The organism is Bradyrhizobium sp. BRP20 (genome assembly GCF_020194215.1).
GTDB classification, from domain to species: domain Bacteria; phylum Pseudomonadota; class Alphaproteobacteria; order Rhizobiales; family Xanthobacteraceae; genus Bradyrhizobium; species Bradyrhizobium yuanmingense.
Map to the genome: position 1 here is coordinate 272,830 of NZ_JADYVY010000007.1, position 16,591 is coordinate 289,420.

Below are 16,591 nucleotides of genomic sequence, written 5' to 3' on the forward strand. Positions count from 1 at the left end.
TGCCGGTTGTTCGCTCACGCATTCACGTGCGTGTGCAGGTTGTAGCGAGGGGCGGGAATAGTGCTCGAGAGCTTGTTCGTCATGGCAAGCCGCGCGCTCTCGTGGCGATCCCACTCCGACTTGTCGGCCAGCGCCGGGATCGTCACGACTTCGCCGAGGTCGAGACCGGCGAGGGCGGCGTCGACCAGGTCGTCGGCCGACATGACGATCTCTGCCGGAAGCTGGTGAACCGGCGTGCCCGCGATGTCCCAAAACTCCGTCGCAGTGGCGCCCGGCAGCACGGCCTGAATGCGGATGCCCTTCCCGGCGAGCTCGTGAACGAGTGACTGGGTGAATGCGAGCACGAAAGCTTTCGAGCCGCCGTAGACGCCGTTGAGCAGCTCCGGCGCGATCGCGACGATGGAAGCGATGTTGATGATCGTGCCGTGGCCGCGGGCGATGAATCCGGGCACCGCTGCGTAGGTCAGGCGCGTCAGTGCACCGACGTTGAGACGGATCATGTCTTCCATCTTGTCGATGTCGGAATCGATCAGCGGGGCCGAGGCGCCGACGCCGGCGTTGTTGACCAGCACCGAAATGTCGCCGTTGGTTCTGATGAGTTGCTCGACGCGGCGGAGGTCGGCAGGGGATGTGAGATCGGCTTCCACCGTTTCCACCTTGCGGCCAGTTTCGTTGCCGAGCCTGCGCGCGAGCGATGCGAGCCGCTGCCTGTTGCGCGCAACGAGGATGAGGTCGTGGCCGCGCTTCGCCAGGCGATCGGCGTAGATCGCGCCGATTCCGGTCGAAGCTCCGGTGATGAGGGCAGTGCCTGTTCTGGTCTGGGTCATTTTCGTCTCTCCTTCGGTTTGGGTGCGGGAAGGAATAGGCACTTCCGGAAATGGTGGGTATCTGGCAAAATCGGGATCTTTCCTTCCAGAATATGGAAGTGTCCCATGGATCGTCTCGAAAGCATGTCGGTGGTCCTGGCGGTGGCGGAGGCGGGCAGCCTGTCCGCCGCCGCGCGCCGTCAGAAAATGCCGTTGGCAACGGTGAGCCGGAAGGTTTCGGAGCTCGAGGAGCACCTCCAGACCAAGCTGTTTCATCGCTCGAGCCGCGCGCTCGTCCCAACGGACGCCGGTCGCTCCTACATCGCCGCGGCCAAGCGAATTCTCGCCGATCTCACCGAAGCCGAGCGCGTTGCCTCCGGCGAATACACCACGCCGCGTGGTGATCTCAGCATCACGACGCTGGTCGCGCTCGGTCGGCTATGCTTGCAGCCGATCCTTGCCGAGTTTCTTGCGGCATTTCCGGAGGTGGATGTTCAGCTCATCTTGCAGGACCGGACGCTCAACCTTCTGGACGAGAACATTGACGTCGCGCTTCGTGTCGGCGATCTCGCCGACAGCGGCCTGATCGCCGTGCGCGTTGGGGAAATTCACCGCGTCGCCTGCGCCAGCCCGTCCTATCTGAAGCTGCGGGGAACGCCGAAGGCTCCCGATGATGTCTCCGCCCACGACTGCATCAGCTATCCTCCGCTTCAATCGCCGGGCACGTGGAGATTCAAACGAGGGCAGACCGAGTATGCAGTGCCGGTGCGGTCGCGCTTCATTGCGAGCAATCTGGAATCGGCCATCGATGCCGCGCGCGCAGGCATCGGGATCACCGTCGTGTTCTCCTATCTGGCGTCGGATGCGCTGAGGTCTGGAGAGCTCGTTGCGGTCCTGCAGGACTTTCAACCGCCGCCGCAGCCGGTCAGCTTCGTCTACTCGCCCAACCGCTTCATGCCGGCGAAGCTGCGAGCGTTTCTCGACTTCGCAGGGCTGCGCCTGAGGGCGCGCTTGGCCGACAGTCCCGGAAACGTTGCGCCGCGGAGGCCGCGGGCGTAACTGCGGGCCCGCACATCAGAAATGCAGGTTGAGCCGCAACAGCGCCTGGTGCCGCTCGAACTGATCGAGGTTGAGGCTGCGAACGTCGCCGATCGCCTGGCCGGCAACCTGCATCTGCCAGGTGCCGGAGATGCCGACCTCCTTCGAGATGTTGTAGGAGAAGGTTGGGCCAGCAAAGACGGCGTCTCCCAAAAAGCGGTCGAGGCCGCCGCCGTCATAGGCCCGCGCGTAGCGTACGCCGAGGCCGAAGAGGAGGTCGGGATTCACTGCGTAGGAGATCGCGGCCTGGAGCTGCATCTCGGAATCGTGTCGCCAAAGATTGGTCAGGGTCTCGCGGGTTCCGCCGGTCCCGTACCAGACGTTGAAGGCGGCGAACAACCTGTCCTTCACCAGCTCGCGATCGAACAGCGCGGCAAACTCTGCGCCATATTGCGCGATGTGCATGCCGCTGCCGTCGTCGATCCGGCTCCAGCCGGGCTGCGCATGGAGGGTCAGCCCAAAGGGCGCGACGGTACGATCGAGCAGCTTGTAGCGCAGTTCGAGCGCCACCCCGCCGAAAGCGACGTCGCGATGATCGGCAAATCCCGGAACGCCATTGATGTGATGTCCGGTCAGTGCGAATCCGGGTGCTATCCGGAAGTTGTCCGAGACCGTGTATTTGACCTGATTGAGATTGGCCCAGGCTGCGTAAGTGCCGGAGCGCTTGCCGAATGCGCCGACATTCTCGAACTCGATCTCCATTTCGCCGGGCTTGCCGATGTCGGAGCCCATGCTGAAACCGAAGATGTGCTCGGTGTCGATTTCCGAATGAGCCGACGGCAAACCTCCCGTCAGCTTGCTGACGCCGGGGGCCGGTGCTGAGCCGGGCCAGGCATAGGCGAGGCCGCGTGGACCGTCGTCGGCAGAGGCGGAGACGCAACTCGCCAGATGACCGGCGACGACAATTGCGGCCGTTATTGCGCCCCGCAAGCTCAACTTTCTCAGCACGACATCCACCAACCCGCGCGAACCAAGGACACTGATCGACGCAAGGAGCTTGGTTCACGCGAAGCCCCTGCGATTGCAAGTCATTCGCAAGAACAATTCCACAGAATGGCCGGCCGTGCAACTACTTGCTAATCATTCTTAGTTGCGTTCAATGGAATTCACTTCGGCTGGGCGGCGGGTCGGGTCCGATCCACGCTGGAGAGGCTGGAAACGGGAGATTCCCTGCGCGTTCGGCGCCGTCCCGTGCGGCAATGCCGCGCGGTGCTCAGGAGTGCCAGAAACCAAGCGTCAGGCCTGCAAGTCGAGTTATTGACAATCAGGGCGCTGGCCTTACCACCACGACAAAAGCTGAAGGGAGCGCCCTGATGACGAGTGGCTTGCGCAAGGGTCTGACGAGCTATGGCGATGCCGGTTTCTCGCTGTTCCTGCGCAAGGCGTTCATCAAGGCCATGGGCTATTCTGACGACGCGCTGGAGCGCCCGATCGTCGGCATCACCAACACCTATAGCGACTACAATCCCTGCCACGGCAACGTCCCTGACATCATCGAAGCCGCCAAGCGCGGCGTGATGCTGTCGGGCGCGATGCCCTTCGTGTTCCCGACCATCTCGATCGCGGAGAGCTTTGCGCATCCGACCTCGATGTACCTGCGCAATCTGATGGCGATGGACACCGAGGAGATGATCCGCGCCCAGCCGATGGATGCGGTGATCGTGATCGGCGGCTGCGACAAGACGCTGCCGGCGCAGGTGATGGCCGCGATCAGCGCCGATCTGCCGACCGTGGTCATCCCCGTCGGTCCCATGGTGGTCGGTCATCACAAGGGCGAGGTGCTGGGGGCCTGCACCGATTGCCGCCGCCTCTGGGCGAAATATCGCGCCGGCGACATGGACGATGCCGAGATCGAGGCGGTGAACGGCCGGCTGGCGCCATCGGTCGGCACCTGCATGGTGATGGGCACGGCCTCGACCATGGCCTGCATGATCGAGGCGATGGGCCTGTCGCTGCCGATGAGCGCGACGATTCCCGCGCCGCATGCCGAGCGTTTCCGTCTCGCCGAGGCCAGCGGCAAGGTTGCCGCGGAGATGGCCAAGGCCAAGGGCCCGAAGCCGAGCGACGTGTTGACGCCGGCCTCGTTCAAGAACGCGCAAGTCGTGCTGCAGGCGATCGGCGGCTCGACCAACGGCTTGATCCATCTGACCGCGATGGCGCATCGCTCGCCGCACCGGCTCGATCTCGCAGCGTTCGACCAGATCGGTCGCGAGGTGCCGGTGCTGGTCGATCTCAAGCCGTCCGGCGAGCATTATATGGAGCACTTCCACCACGCTGGTGGCGTGCCGAAGCTGCTGGCGCAGCTCGGCGATCTCGTCGACCTCGATGCCAAGACCATCAGCGGCCAGACGTTGCGGGAGATCGCGGCGAATGCGGAGGACGTGCCAGGCCAGGATGCGATTCGTCCGCGTGATAATCCGATCAAGAAGGAGGGCGGCCTCGCCATCCTGCACGGCAATCTCGCCCCGCGCGGCGCGGTCATCAAGCAATCCGCCGCCAGCCCGAAGCTGCTGCAGCACACCGGGCGCGCCGTCGTGTTCGAATCCGTCGAGGACATGACCTTGCGGGTCGACGATCCCGATCTCGACGTCAACGCCGACGACGTGCTGGTGCTGCGCAACGCCGGCCCGAAGGGCGCGCCGGGCATGCCGGAAGCCGGTTATCTGCCGATCCCGAAGAAGCTCGCGCGCGGCGGCATCAAGGACATGGTGCGCATCTCGGATGCGCGCATGAGCGGCACCGCGTTCGGCACCATCGTGCTGCACATCACCCCGGAATCCGCCGTCGGCGGGCCGCTGGCGCTGGTTGAGAACGGCGACATGATCCGCCTTGATGTGGCCAAGCGCAGCATCGAGCTCTTGGTTGACGCCGCCGAGCTGGAGCGGCGCCGCGCTGCGTTGAAGCCGGTGGCCGCGCCGGAAGAGGCGCGGCGCGGCTACGCCTGGCTGTTCAACGAGACCATCCTGCAGGCCGACGAGGGCTGCGATTTCGACTTCATGCAGAGGAATGGCCCCGCGAAGGGCTGAGCCACCGCCTCGCTACTTCCCCTTGCTCGTGAACTTCTTCACGGCGGTGCGGAACGCTTCCGTGTTCATCGCCATGATGATCTTGTGCTCCTCGGCATCGAGCTGCTGCTTCACCGGCGTGGTCGCCGCCTGATAGACCAGCTGCTTGGTGCCGGCGATCGAAGCCGGCGGGTTCTGCGCGAGACGCTCGGCAAGTTTTCGCGTCGCGGTCTTCAACTCGGCCGCGGGGACGGTCTTGGCAACCAAGCCCCATTCATAGGCCTGCTGCGCGGTAAAATTATCCTCGGCGAGAAAGATCTGCAGCGCCCGGCGGGAGCCGACCGTGCCGACGATGCCGACCGTCGAGCCGCCGTCCGGCGACACCCCGATCTTGGCATAGGCCGGCGTGAACTTGGCATCGTCAGCGGCGATGCAGAGATCGGTGACGAAGGCGAGGCCCATGCCGGCGCCGGCGGCCGAGCCGTGCACGCTCGACAGCGAGATCTTCGGCATGCGCCTGATGATCTCGATGAAGGCGTGATAGTGCTTCAATAGCTCGCCGACGACGGGCGTCACCGTGCCGGCTTCGGCGGCGGCCCCGATCGTCTGCAGGTCGCCGCCGGCGCAGAACGCGCGGCCTTCGCCTTCGAGCACCACGACGCGGATGTCGTCGGCGCCTTCGATATAGGTTGCGAGCTGCTCGAGCTTCTGGGCAATCGCAAGATCGATCGCGTTGAATGCGGCAGGGCGGTTCAGCGTGATGGTCGCGATCGGGCCGTCGACCTTGAGCAGGGCGGGATCGTCGGGCTTTGAGACGGGAGCGGTCATCTGGATTCTCCGGCAGGAGGTCGAGGCTCGAACTAAATCGCAGAAGGGCAGGGGTGACAATCCCCGAACCACCGCTCTTGCGCCGGGCGGAACGATAGGCTCAAATGGAGCCGCTTTCGCCAAGGGACGGACACGAGCGCCGGCTCCTCGCAAGGCCAGCAAGCAAAATCAGCGAGAGAGGAGGCGGCATGGGTCACGCTCGTGTCTTCCGGAAATGGGCTGTCCGATGACTGGCCCGGTGATCATCGTCGGTGCCGGCCATGGCGGCTACCAGATCGCGGCATCGCTGCGCCAGGCCGGCTTTGCCGAGCGCATCTGCCTGATCAATGACGAGCCGCATCTGCCCTATCAGCGGCCGCCGCTGTCCAAGGCCTACATCAAGGGCTCCGCGGGCCCGGAGAGCCTGATGTTCAGGCCTGAGAAGTTTTACCAGGACCAGAGCATCGAGCTGATCGCCGGCCGCGCCGCCTCGATCGACCGCGCCGCGCGTAAGGTGCATCTCGCATCCGGCGAGACGCTGGACTATTGGCACCTCGTGCTGGCGACCGGCGCGCGCAATCGCCTGCTCGATCTGCCCAATGCCAATCTGCCCGACGTGAAATATCTGCGCATTCTCGATGACAGCGAGGCGCTGCGCGCGATCATGCCGTCGAAGACGCGCGCCGTGATCATCGGCGCCGGCTTCATCGGCCTCGAATTCGCCGCGACCGCCCGCATCAAGGGCCTCGAGGTCGACGTGCTCGAGCTCGCCCCGCGTGTGATGGCGCGGGCGGTGACGGCGGAGGTCTCCGAATATTTTCAGGCGCGCCACCGCGAGGCCGGCATCCGTATCCATCTCGGTGTGCAGGCGACCTCGATCGAAGCCGAGGCCGGCAAGGTCACCGGCGTGTCCTTGAGCGACGGGCGGCATCTGCCGGCCGACCTCGTCGTGGTCGGCGTCGGCGTGCTGCCGAACATCGAACTCGCGGCCGAGGCAGGGCTGCCGGTCGCCGCCGGCATCATCGTCGATGAATATCTGTCGACGGCTGATCCCAACATTTCGGCCATTGGCGATTGCGCGCTGTTCGCAAGCCCGCGCTTCGGCGGATCGCTGCGGCTGGAATCGGTGCAGAACGCCACCGATCAGGCCCGCTGCCTCGCAGCAAAGCTGACCGGGGATAAGAAACCGTACGACAGCCATCCCTGGTTCTGGAGCGATCAGGGCGACGACAAGCTCCAGATCGCGGGGCTGACGACCGGCTACGACCGCGTCGTGCTGCGCGGCGATCCCGCCAAGAAGGCATTCTCGGCGTTCTGCTATCACGGCGACAAGCTGCTCGGAATCGAATCCATCAACCGCGCCGGCGATCACATGTTCGGCCGGAGATTGCAGGCTATGGACCGCTCCATCACGCCGGAGCAGGCCGCGGACGAGAGCTTCGACCTCAAGAGCGCGCTGGGATAGGCCTCTACAGTATCGCCGCCACTTCCGCCCCCGTCGGCATCGACGGTCCGGCGCCCATGCGCTGCACGCTGATCGAGGCGGCGGCATTGGCGAACGTCAGCGCCTCACGCAAGGGCGCGCCATCAGCGAGTTGCGCGGCGAGCGCGCCGACGAAGCAGTCGCCGGCGCCGGTGGTGTCGAGTGCCTTCACCACACGGCCGGCCACCGAGATCTCCTCGTGCCCGGCGAGCGCGAGCACGCCGCGCTTGCCGAGCGTGACGCAGATGGTCTGGTCCTCGCGCGCCTGAAGTTTTCGCGCGACATCGATGATGCGGCCGGCCGCGTCGCTCTCGGAGAGCTCAACGCCGGCGAGGAAGCCGAGCTCGGTTTCGTTCAGCACGAGGATGTCGACCAGCGCCAGCAGCTCGCCCGGCATCTTCTGCGCCGGCGCCGGGTTCAGCACGGTCACTGCCCCCGCCGCGCGGGCGCGGTGGAAGAAGGCAGCGATCGTCGGCAGCGGAATCTCGAACTGGCTGACGGCGACGTCGCCCTTCAGCAGCGGCACGACCTTGACGTCATCAGCGCCGACCAGCCCGTTCGCTCCGGGAACGACGACGATGGTGTTGTCGGCCTCGGCCACCGTGATGATGGCCGTCCCGGTGTGCGCCTCGGCCGTCTCCACGACATAGCCGAGGTCGATGCCCTGGTCGCCGAGAAAGGCCTTCAGCTCGGCGCCCAACGAATCCCTGCCCAGCCGCCCGATCAGCGTGGTCCGCGCCCCTAACCGCGAGGCCGCGACCGCCTGGTTCGCGCCCTTGCCGCCTGGGAAATACAGGACCTGGCGGCCGGCGACGGTCTCGCCGACGCGCGGATGGCGATCGGCCGTGGCCACCACATCCATGTTGATGCTGCCGGCAACGAAGACCCGCCCCATCTCTTTCTAGACCCTGACCTCGAACTCGTGCCTGACCTTGGCGATGTCGACCAGCGTCGGCAAGCCGGCCTCGTTGCCGAGGCGCTGGATCTTGTAGGTCGAGGCGGCGCGGGCAAAGTCGAAATGCTCGCGCCAGCTTTTGCCGGGATGGGCGAGGTAGGAATAGACATAGGCGCCGTGGAAGACGTCGCCGGCGCCGTTGGTGTCGATCACGCGCTCGCGCGGGATCGGCATCGCCGGCATCACCTGCACCGTCCCGGTTTCGTCGTACCAGAACAGGCCCTTCTCGCCCATGGTGACGCCGCCGATCTTGCAGCCGCGGCTCTTGAGATAGTCGAGCATCTTCTCCGGCGTCAGATCCATCTGCTCGCACAGGCGCTCGGCGACGATGGCGACGTCGATGAATTCCAGCAGCTCATGGGTGTTGGTGCGCAGGCCGCCGCCGTCGAGCGAGGTCAGGATGCCGGCCTCGCGGCACACCTTGGCGTAGTGGATGGCGGCATCCGGCTGGTGGCCGTCGACATGCAGCGCGCGGCAGCCGCCGAGATTGAGCATCGGAAAGGGGTGGATGTGCTCGTCGTCGCGGCAGCGGACGATGGCGCGCTTGCCGTCCTTGGGCATGATGAAGGAGAGCGAGGACTGGTTGACCTTGCGCCCATGCAGCGAGATGCCGTACTTCGCGCACATGTCCTGGAACATGCGCCCCAGCCAGTCATTGGCTGCGGTCGCGATCAGGTCCGGCACGATGCCGAGCTTGGCGCAGCAGAACGCCGCCGTCACCGCATTGCCGCCGAAGGAGACCGCGTAGTCACGCGCCACGTGCTTCTCGTCGCCGGTCGGCATGTGGTCGGTGATGAAGACGACGTCGATATAGGTCTGTCCGATGAAGAGAGCCTGCATTGCTTGTCCGTGATGCGCTTGTGGTCCCGGCCGGCGAGATTACTCTAGCACCGGTTCCGCTCCGGAGGGACGCTGAAATTATTCGCAAAACTGCCGTCCGAAGCGCTTGAGGTCAGCATGGTCCGGGAATACGACCATCACTGGCCTATGCCAAGCCCGGACAAACGCCGTCTTTCGCTCCCGGGGTTCCCCGTCCACAAAAAGGGTGCAGAATGATCACCGGCCTCGATCACATCGTCGTTCTCGTAGGCGATATCGGTGCGGCCAAGGCGGCCTATCAGACGCTGCTCGCCCGCGCGCCGGCCTGGCAGAACTCGGGCGAGGGCGCCGACCGGGTGCTGTTCACCCTCGACAACATGACCGTCGAGCTGATGGCCCCTCACGGCTTCAGCGTCACCGCCGACCGCATGCGCGCACTGCTCGGCGACCAGGAAGGCATGCTCGCCAGCCTGTGCTTTCGTGTCGCCGACATCGGCAAGATGCACCGGCGGCTGGAGCGGGTGGCCCTGAGGCCTGATACGGTCGCCGAGGTCGAGAGCAGCGACACCGCCACCGACGCCGTGCTGCACTGGAAGCGCACGCGGGCCGCCACCGAGCTGACGCGCGGCGTGCGCATGTTCTTCCTGGAGCTGGCCGACGAGCGTCCGAAGTCCGCCGTGACCGACATCGCGCCGATCGAGGGGCTCGACCACGTCGTCGTCACCACGGAGGATTCCGAGCGCGCCGCCGCGCTCTACGGCGCCCGGCTCGGCCTTGATCTCGCGCTCGACCGCTCGCACCAGGACTGGGGCCAGCTGATGTTCTTCCGCTGCGGCGACGTCATCGTCGAGGTGGTGCGCCGCCCGGTCGCGGGCGGCGATGCCGCGCATGACCGGCTCTGGGGCCTGAGCTGGCGGGTCGGCGACATCGACGCCACCCGCGCCCGCCTGATCGCGAGCGGACTCGACGTCTCGGAGGTCCGCACCGGCCGCAAGCCGGGGACGCGCATCATGACCGTGCGCAACGGCACCTGCGGAATCCAGACCGTGCTGCTGGAGCGTTCGCCGAGGCCGGTGGAGTGATTCTGTCATTCCGGGGCGATGCGTAGCATCGAACCCGGAATCCATTTCGCGGCTGACTCTGCCGCCCAATGGATTCCGGGCTCGCGCCAAGAGGCGCGCCCCGGAATGACGAACATTCTCAAACTCACGCTCGCGTGCTACACGCGTCTTGTCGGCACCCAGCGAGCACCCGGTTTGGCGAAGGCAAAGCGAACTCTGAAATGGCAGCGTGACCCCGAGGGGATGCGGCTGCGCATTCTCGAAGCCGCCAAGCAGGAGTTTTCCGCCCATGGCCTTGCCGGCGCGCGCGTCGACCGCATCGCCGCCAAGGCCGGCGCCAACAAGCGCATGCTGTACTATCACGTCGGCAACAAGGACGAGCTCTATCTCGCCGTGCTCGAAGGCGCCTATGACAAGATCCGCAGCGAGGAGCGCGGGCTGGACCTCGAACATCTCGATCCGCCCGAGGCGATCCGCCGCCTGATCGAGTTCACCTGGAACTACTTCCTGCGCAATCCCGAATTCCTCTCGCTGCTGCAGACCGAGAACCTCGCGCGCGCCAAGCACCTGAAGAAATCGACCAAGGTCAAGTCGATGCACTCGCCCTTCGTCGAGATGATCCGCACCGTGGTGCGCCGCGGCGTCGACAGCGGCGACTTCCAGGTCGCGGTCGACCCCGTGCAGCTCTACATCTCGATCGCAGCGCTCAGCTTCTTCTATCTCTCCAATTCGGCAACGCTGAGCGTGATCTTCGGCCGCGATCTCCTGGACAAGAAGGCCAAGGACGAGCGGTTGGCGCATATGGTGGGCCTGGTGCTGGCCGCGCTGACGGGGCAATCCGCGGCGCTGTTCGAGATCGCGAAGACGCCGAAGTCGCGCGCCGCGGTCGTGCAGGCGGTGTAGCCCGTAGCCATGATGGGGCGCCTTGCTCCGTCATTGCGAGCGCAGCGAAGCAATCCAGACTGTCTCCGCGGAAAGATTCTGGATTGCTTCGCTGCGCTCGCAATGACCACGTGGAGGCGCGTGCACCTCACTCCGCCCCCGTGCCCCGACGCAGCGCAGCAACGCTTACATTGCAGCGCGTCCGGGACACGGAAGGCGATAGTCCGGTCCCCAAGCTCCCGGAACCCCGAGCACAAAACGTCACAGGGAAAGCTCTGGACAGTATTTATCCAACGGGTTAATTTCTCCCCATAATGAAGAAGACTGCCGGGAGTGAAAATTGGCCGAGCCGAAGCCGCAAAACGCTGTTTCCAAGCTGCTGAATGCAACCTGGGTTCGGCCGTTCTTGTTCCTGGTCTTCATCGTCGTCGCCTGGGATCTCGCGATCCGGCTGTTCAGAATCCCGGCCTACCAAATCCCGGCGCCGCTCGACGTCGTCGCCGTGCTGCGCACCGAATGGCCGGAGCTGCTGCGCCAGTCCTGGCCGACCACCTATGCGACCGTCTGCGGCTTCCTGCTGTCGGCGCTGTTCGGCATTCCCGTCGCGATGTTGATCGCGGGCTCGAAGACGGTGGAGAGCTACGTCTATCCACTGCTGGTGTTCTCGCAATCGGTGCCGAAGATCGCGATCGCCCCGCTGTTTGTGGTGTGGTTCGGCTTCGGCATCATTCCCAAGGTGATCTCGGCGTTCCTGCTCGGCTTCTTCCCGGTCGTGGTCTCCGCGGTGCAAGGCTTCAAATCGGTCGATCCCGATATGGTCGATCTCGCCCGTGCCATGCAGGGCAGCCGCCTGCAGGTGTTCCGCGCGGTGAACCTGCCGCATGCGCTGCCGGCGATCTTCTCCGGTCTCAAAGTGTCGGTGACGCTGGCCGTGGTCGGCGCGGTGGTCGGCGAGTTCGTCGGCTCCAATTCCGGCATCGGCTACGTGATGCAGCGCTCGATCGGCACTTTCGACCTGCCGACGATGTTCGCGGCGCTGGTGATCCTGGCGCTGCTCGGCGTGGTCCTGTTCTGGATCGTCGACCGGGTCGAGAAGCTGGTCATTCCCTGGCATGTCAGCCAGCGCGAGGACATGATCTTTGCATCCTGACTAAAGCAACGAGCGGCCACCAACGGCCGACGCAACCAACGGCAAGGGAGAGAAACGATGAAGCGGTTGATTGGAGCTGCATCCGTAGCACTGATGGCGTTCGCAGCCATGCCGGCGCAGGCAGCCGACAAGGTCGTGCTGATGCTGAACTGGTACGTCTATGGCGAGCACGCGCCGTTCTATTACGGCAAGGCCAAGGGCATCTACGCCGCCGAAGGCATCGAGCTCGAGATCCAGGAAGGCCGCGGCTCGGCTGCGACCACGCAGGCGGTTGCCGCCAAGACCGCGGACTTCGGCTATGTCGACGTCCCCACCATGATGCGCGCCGCGATCAAGGGCGCGCCCGTGGTCGCAACCGGCGTGCTGCTGCAAACGAGCCCGATGTCCGCCATGGGCTTCGCCGACAAGAACATCAGGAAGCCTGAAGACATCAAGGGCAAGACGGTGGCGATCACGCCGGCCGATTCCATGACGCAGATCTGGCCGCTGTTCCTGAAGAAGACCGGCCTGAAGGAAAGCGACTTCAAGACCGTCGCCGGCGACGGCCAGACCAAGCTCAACGCCGTCATCAACGGCCAGGCCGATCTCCTGCTCGGCTACGTCATGGACCAGTCGATGAAGATCAAGGACGCCACCGGCAAGGATGTCTATCCGATCAAGTTCGCCGACTACGGCATCAACATGGTCTCCTCGGGCGTCATCGCCAACACCGACTACGTGAAGGCCAATGCGGACCTCGTCCGCCGCTTCATGTCGGCGACGACCAAGGCGGTCGAAGCTGCCGAGAAGGAGCCGAAGGCGGCGGCGCAATCGATCCTCGATGCCAACCCCAAGGGCGGCAAGATCGACACGCTGACGCAGGGTTTTGAGCTGACCATCCCGCTCTATCGGACCGCGGAGACCAAGGGCAAGCGGCCGTTCCAGGTCACCGACCAGAACATGACCGAGACCGTCAACCTGCTGGTCGAATATGGCGGCCTCGACGCCAAGGCCAAGGAGAACCCGAAGGCTTTCTACACCAGCGATTACCTGCCGAAGAGCGGCTCGTGAAACCTGCGACGGTCATGAGTGAAACCGCGCAGTCGGCCGCTCATCTGAGACTGGTGAGCGACCGGGCTGCCGGCGATGCGTCGGGCATCAAGCTGTCGGGCGTGTCGAAGACCTACCGGACGCGCGACGGCGACGTGCCGTCGCTGCGGCCGCTCGACTTCCACATCAATGACGGCGAGTTCTTCGTCGTGGTCGGCCCAAGCGGCTGCGGCAAGTCCACGCTGCTCAAATTGATCTCGGGCCTGCTGGCGCCGACCACGGGCGAGATCCTGGTCGAGGGCCAGAAGGTGACGACGCCGCACGGCAATGTCGGCATCGTGTTCCAGAACGCGCTGCTCTTGCCCTGGCGCAACATCCTCTCCAACGTGATGCTGCCGATCGACATGAAGCGGCTGCCGCGCCAGGAATATCTCGACCGCGCCAAGTCGCTGCTGAAGCTGGTCGGCCTCGAAGGCTTCGAGAAGAAGCTGCCCTGGCAGCTCTCCGGCGGCATGCAGCAGCGCGCCTCGATCTGCCGCGCGCTGGTGCACGATCCGAAGATCATGCTGATGGACGAGCCGTTCGGCGCGCTCGACGCGCTGACACGCGAGCGCATGAATGTCGAATTGATGCGGATCCAGCGCGAGACGAAGAAGACCGTGCTCCTGATCACGCATTCGATTCCGGAGGCCGTGTTCCTCGCCGACCGCGTGCTGGTCATGACCGAGCGCCCCGGCGCGATCGCCGCGATCTACGACGTGCCGCTGCCGCGCCCGCGCTCGCTCGACGCGATGGCCGACCCGGTGTTTACGGAGCTGGTGCAGCGCATCCGCAAGCATTTCTTCTCGCAAGGGGCGTTGGACTGAAACCATGTCCCCCCGCCTGAAGCTGCGAGACATCGCCTTCTTCGAACGTCCCGTGCAGTTCGCGCGGCCGTTCCGCTTCGGTGCGATCACGATCAACGCGACGCCGCAGCTGTTCGTGCGGGCCGAGATCGAGGTCGAGGGCCGGGGTACCGCCGTCGGTGCCAGCGCCGAGCTGCTGGTACCAAAGTGGTTCGACAAGCGGCCGGAGCTGTCGCCAGCGCAGACGGTGGACGAGTTGCGTCGCTCGCTGGAGATCGCGCGCGGACTCTATCTGGCACGGACCGGCTTCCAGACGGCGTTCGATCTGCATGCCTCCTGCATCGGTGCCCAGATCGCGACCTGCGCGAAGAAGAACATTCCGGCGCTGGCTGCTGCCTACGGCCCCGCGGAGATCGAAAAGGCCATCCTCGATGCGCTGCTGCGCGCGATAGGTACCAGCTTCTTTGAAGGAATGGCCGCGAACATCGCCGGCATCGACGCGCGGCTTTCTCCTGACCTGAGCGAGCGGGACATCAGGACGTTTCTCGCCGGCCGGGTGCCGCTGGCGCGTGTTGCCATCAGGCATACCGTCGGCCTTGATGATGTCGTCGAGGGTGAGGGCGGCGTTGCCGATCCACGCGAGAATACCGGAGCACGCTATTTCAAGCTCAAGCTGTCCGGCGATCCGGCTGCCGATGCGGCGCGGCTCGCCCGGATCGGCAAGCAGCTCGACACGCTTGGACGCGACTACAAGGTGACGCTCGATGCCAACGAGCAGTATGCCGATCTCGCCGCGTTACAGGCGCTGATGGACGGGCTCAATCGCGACGCCGCGCTGCGCCCGATTGCCGCGCGCCTGCTCTATGTCGAGCAGCCGATGCCGCGCGACATTACGCGGCGAACGCCGCTCGGCGCGCTGGGCACACGCGGCTTCATCATCGACGAAGCCGACGATTCCTACGACGCGTTCCCGGCAGCACGGGCGCTCGGCTATCGCGGCATCTCCTCGAAATCTTGCAAGGGACTTTACAAGTCCATCATCAACGCCGCGCGTGTGGCGAAATGGAGCGCGCAAGGCGAAGCCTTCTTCATCACTGGTGAGGACCTCACCTGCCAGGCCGGCCTTGCCGTGCAGCAGGATCTTGCGCTCGGTGCCTTCATCGGCGTCACCCACGCCGAGCGCAACGGCCACCACTACGTCGATGGCTTCGGTGAAACGCCCATAGCAGAAGCTCAGGCCTTCGCCGCCGCGCATCCCGATCTCTATGCCGATGCCAGGCGGGGTATCCGGCTCTCCATTCACGACGGCGATCTCCTGACGGGATCGCTTCATTGCGCGGGCTTCGCCTCGTCGGTCCATCCGGACTGGTCGGCATTGCGCCCGCTCGCCCAGCCAAGATCTCAGGAGCAATTGGCATGACCACCCAACGCCTCGGCCTCATCATGAACGGCGTCACCGGCCGGATGGGGCTCAACCAGCATCTGATCCGCTCGATCGTCGCGATCCGCGACCAGGGCGGCGTGCGCCTGAAGAACGGTGACCGTGTCATGCCCGACCCGATCCTGGTCGGCCGCAGCGCCGACAAGGTCGAGGCGCTGGCCAAACGCTACAACATCACGCGCTGGACCACCGATCTCGATGCCGCGCTCGCCGACAAGAACGACACCATGTTCTTCGACGCCGCGACGACGCAGGCCCGTCCCGGCCTGCTGACCCAGGCCATCAACGCCGGCAAGCACGTCTATTGCGAGAAGCCGATTGCGACGAATTTCGAGGAAGCGGTCGAGGTCGTGAAGCTCGCCAATGCCAAGGGCGTCAAGCACGGCACGGTGCAGGATAAGCTGTTTCTGCCGGGGCTGAAGAAGATCGCTTTCCTGCGCGATTCCGGCTTCTTCGGCCGCATCCTCTCGGTGCGCGGCGAGTTCGGCTATTGGGTGTTCGAAGGCGGCTGGCAGGAGGCGCAGCGGCCCTCCTGGAACTATCGCGACGAGGATGGCGGCGGCATCATCCTCGACATGGTCTGCCACTGGCGCTACGTGCTCGACAACCTCTTCGGCAACGTCCGGAGCGTCAGCTGCATCGGTAACACCGACATCCCCGAGCGTTTCGACGAGCAGGGCAAGAAGTACAAGGCGACGGCTGACGATTCCGCCTACGCCACGTTCCAGCTCGAAGGCGGCATCATCGCCCACATCAACATGTCCTGGGTCACGCGGGTCTATCGCGACGATCTCGTCACCTTTCAGGTCGACGGCACGCTCGGCTCGGCGGTCGCGGGCCTCACCGATTGCATGATCCAGGCGCGGCAGGCGACACCGCGCCCGGTGTGGAATCCCGACGAGAAGCGGCTGCACGACTTCTACGGCGACTGGCAGAAGCTGCCCGACAACGTCACCTACGACAACGGCTTTAGGGAGCAATGGGAGATGTTCATCCGCCACGTCTACGAGGACGCCCCTTACAAGTTCACACTGCTCGAAGGCGCCAAGGGCGTTCAGCTCGCCGAATGCGCGCTGAAGAGCTGGAAGGAGCGGCGCTGGATCGACGTCGCGCCCATCAAGGTTTGACATTCCGATGCTCATGATTTCGTCATTGCGAGCGAAGCGAAGCAATCCAGACTGCCTCCGCGGAAAGACCCTGGATTGCTTCG

Annotated in this window: 15 protein-coding genes; 10 read left to right on the forward strand and 5 right to left on the reverse strand. The window is 64.9% G+C overall.

Features of this window, described 5'->3' with window-relative positions; translation table 11 throughout:
• Positions 1–14: 14 nt before the first annotated feature.
• Positions 15–827 (reverse strand): SDR family oxidoreductase, encoded by an 813-nt coding sequence (locus I6F33_RS19090; protein ID WP_036004628.1) that lies wholly within the window; start codon positions 825–827, stop codon positions 15–17.
• 105 nt (positions 828–932) lie between these two features.
• Between I6F33_RS19090 and I6F33_RS19095 the strand changes: the two genes are divergently transcribed.
• Complete coding sequence (locus I6F33_RS19095) at positions 933–1,865, forward strand: LysR family transcriptional regulator (protein WP_225127405.1); 933 nt, start codon at positions 933–935, stop codon at positions 1,863–1,865.
• 15 nt (positions 1,866–1,880) lie between these two features.
• Here I6F33_RS19095 and I6F33_RS19100 read toward each other — a convergent pair whose 3' ends face one another.
• The gene (locus I6F33_RS19100) at positions 1,881–2,852 is read right to left on the reverse strand and encodes a hypothetical protein (RefSeq protein WP_225127403.1); all 972 of its coding nucleotides are present in this window, start codon (positions 2,850–2,852) and stop codon (positions 1,881–1,883) included.
• A gap of 365 nt (positions 2,853–3,217) precedes the next feature.
• Between I6F33_RS19100 and I6F33_RS19105 the strand changes: the two genes are divergently transcribed.
• Positions 3,218–4,930: an IlvD/Edd family dehydratase gene (locus I6F33_RS19105; protein WP_225127401.1), complete on the forward strand. Its 1,713-nt coding sequence runs from the start codon at positions 3,218–3,220 to the stop codon at positions 4,928–4,930.
• Positions 4,931–4,942: 12 nt separating this feature from the next.
• Here the strand turns inward: I6F33_RS19105 and I6F33_RS19110 are convergent, their stop codons facing one another.
• On the reverse strand, positions 4,943–5,737 hold the full coding sequence (locus I6F33_RS19110; RefSeq protein ID WP_057027029.1) for an enoyl-CoA hydratase/isomerase family protein: 795 nt from the start codon (positions 5,735–5,737) through the stop codon (positions 4,943–4,945).
• Positions 5,738–5,963: 226 nt separating this feature from the next.
• On the opposite strand from I6F33_RS19110, the gene I6F33_RS19115 reads away from it, so the two are divergent.
• Positions 5,964–7,181, forward strand: a complete 1,218-nt coding sequence (locus I6F33_RS19115; protein WP_225143724.1) for an NAD(P)/FAD-dependent oxidoreductase — start codon at positions 5,964–5,966, stop codon at positions 7,179–7,181.
• A 4-nt stretch (positions 7,182–7,185) separates the two neighbouring features.
• Here the strand turns inward: I6F33_RS19115 and I6F33_RS19120 are convergent, their stop codons facing one another.
• Both I6F33_RS19120 and I6F33_RS19125 read right to left on the reverse strand, forming a co-directional pair.
• Positions 7,186–8,094, reverse strand: a complete 909-nt coding sequence (locus I6F33_RS19120; protein ID WP_225143725.1) for a ribokinase — start codon at positions 8,092–8,094, stop codon at positions 7,186–7,188.
• A gap of 6 nt (positions 8,095–8,100) precedes the next feature.
• Positions 8,101–8,994: a sugar kinase gene (locus I6F33_RS19125; RefSeq protein WP_057027031.1), complete on the reverse strand. Its 894-nt coding sequence runs from the start codon at positions 8,992–8,994 to the stop codon at positions 8,101–8,103.
• A 212-nt stretch (positions 8,995–9,206) separates the two neighbouring features.
• Here I6F33_RS19125 and I6F33_RS19130 point away from each other — a divergent pair, with 212 nt between their 5' ends.
• The 7 genes from I6F33_RS19130 to I6F33_RS19160 all read left to right on the forward strand — a co-directional run bounded on the left by I6F33_RS19130 (position 9,207) and on the right by I6F33_RS19160 (position 16,508).
• On the forward strand, positions 9,207–10,055 hold the full coding sequence (locus I6F33_RS19130) for a VOC family protein (RefSeq protein ID WP_225143726.1): 849 nt from the start codon (positions 9,207–9,209) through the stop codon (positions 10,053–10,055).
• Between the two features lie 174 nt (positions 10,056–10,229).
• Positions 10,230–10,937, forward strand: a complete 708-nt coding sequence (locus I6F33_RS19135; protein WP_192893462.1) for a TetR/AcrR family transcriptional regulator — start codon at positions 10,230–10,232, stop codon at positions 10,935–10,937.
• A gap of 319 nt (positions 10,938–11,256) precedes the next feature.
• Positions 11,257–12,066: an ABC transporter permease gene (locus I6F33_RS19140; protein WP_225143727.1), complete on the forward strand. Its 810-nt coding sequence runs from the start codon at positions 11,257–11,259 to the stop codon at positions 12,064–12,066.
• Between the two features lie 57 nt (positions 12,067–12,123).
• Complete coding sequence (locus I6F33_RS19145) at positions 12,124–13,116, forward strand: ABC transporter substrate-binding protein (RefSeq protein ID WP_036025832.1); 993 nt, start codon at positions 12,124–12,126, stop codon at positions 13,114–13,116.
• Positions 13,117–13,130: 14 nt separating this feature from the next.
• Positions 13,131–13,961 (forward strand): ABC transporter ATP-binding protein, encoded by an 831-nt coding sequence (locus I6F33_RS19150; RefSeq protein WP_192893460.1) that lies wholly within the window; start codon positions 13,131–13,133, stop codon positions 13,959–13,961.
• A gap of 4 nt (positions 13,962–13,965) precedes the next feature.
• Entirely contained in the window at positions 13,966–15,360 is a 1,395-nt protein-coding gene (locus I6F33_RS19155; RefSeq protein ID WP_225143728.1) for a hypothetical protein, read from the forward strand.
• On the forward strand, positions 15,357–16,508 hold the full coding sequence (locus I6F33_RS19160; protein ID WP_225143729.1) for a Gfo/Idh/MocA family protein: 1,152 nt from the start codon (positions 15,357–15,359) through the stop codon (positions 16,506–16,508). Before I6F33_RS19155 ends, I6F33_RS19160 begins: the two co-directional genes overlap by 4 nt.
• Positions 16,509–16,591 lie beyond the last annotated feature (83 nt).

Coding starts and splice junctions, on each gene's coding strand:
- I6F33_RS19125 (WP_057027031.1), bottom strand. CDS start 8,994: ATGCAGGCTCTCTTCATCGGACAGACCTATATCGACGTCGTCTTCATC.
- I6F33_RS19160 (WP_225143729.1), top strand. CDS start 15,357: ATGACCACCCAACGCCTCGGCCTCATCATGAACGGCGTCACCGGCCGG.
- I6F33_RS19105 (WP_225127401.1), top strand. CDS start 3,218: ATGACGAGTGGCTTGCGCAAGGGTCTGACGAGCTATGGCGATGCCGGT.
- I6F33_RS19145 (WP_036025832.1), top strand. CDS start 12,124: ATGAAGCGGTTGATTGGAGCTGCATCCGTAGCACTGATGGCGTTCGCA.
- I6F33_RS19150 (WP_192893460.1), top strand. CDS start 13,131: ATGAGTGAAACCGCGCAGTCGGCCGCTCATCTGAGACTGGTGAGCGAC.
- I6F33_RS19110 (WP_057027029.1), bottom strand. CDS start 5,737: ATGACCGCTCCCGTCTCAAAGCCCGACGATCCCGCCCTGCTCAAGGTC.
- I6F33_RS19130 (WP_225143726.1), top strand. CDS start 9,207: ATGATCACCGGCCTCGATCACATCGTCGTTCTCGTAGGCGATATCGGT.
- I6F33_RS19120 (WP_225143725.1), bottom strand. CDS start 8,094: ATGGGGCGGGTCTTCGTTGCCGGCAGCATCAACATGGATGTGGTGGCC.
- I6F33_RS19095 (WP_225127405.1), top strand. CDS start 933: ATGGATCGTCTCGAAAGCATGTCGGTGGTCCTGGCGGTGGCGGAGGCG.
- I6F33_RS19155 (WP_225143728.1), top strand. CDS start 13,966: ATGTCCCCCCGCCTGAAGCTGCGAGACATCGCCTTCTTCGAACGTCCC.
- I6F33_RS19115 (WP_225143724.1), top strand. CDS start 5,964: ATGACTGGCCCGGTGATCATCGTCGGTGCCGGCCATGGCGGCTACCAG.
- I6F33_RS19090 (WP_036004628.1), bottom strand. CDS start 827: ATGACCCAGACCAGAACAGGCACTGCCCTCATCACCGGAGCTTCGACC.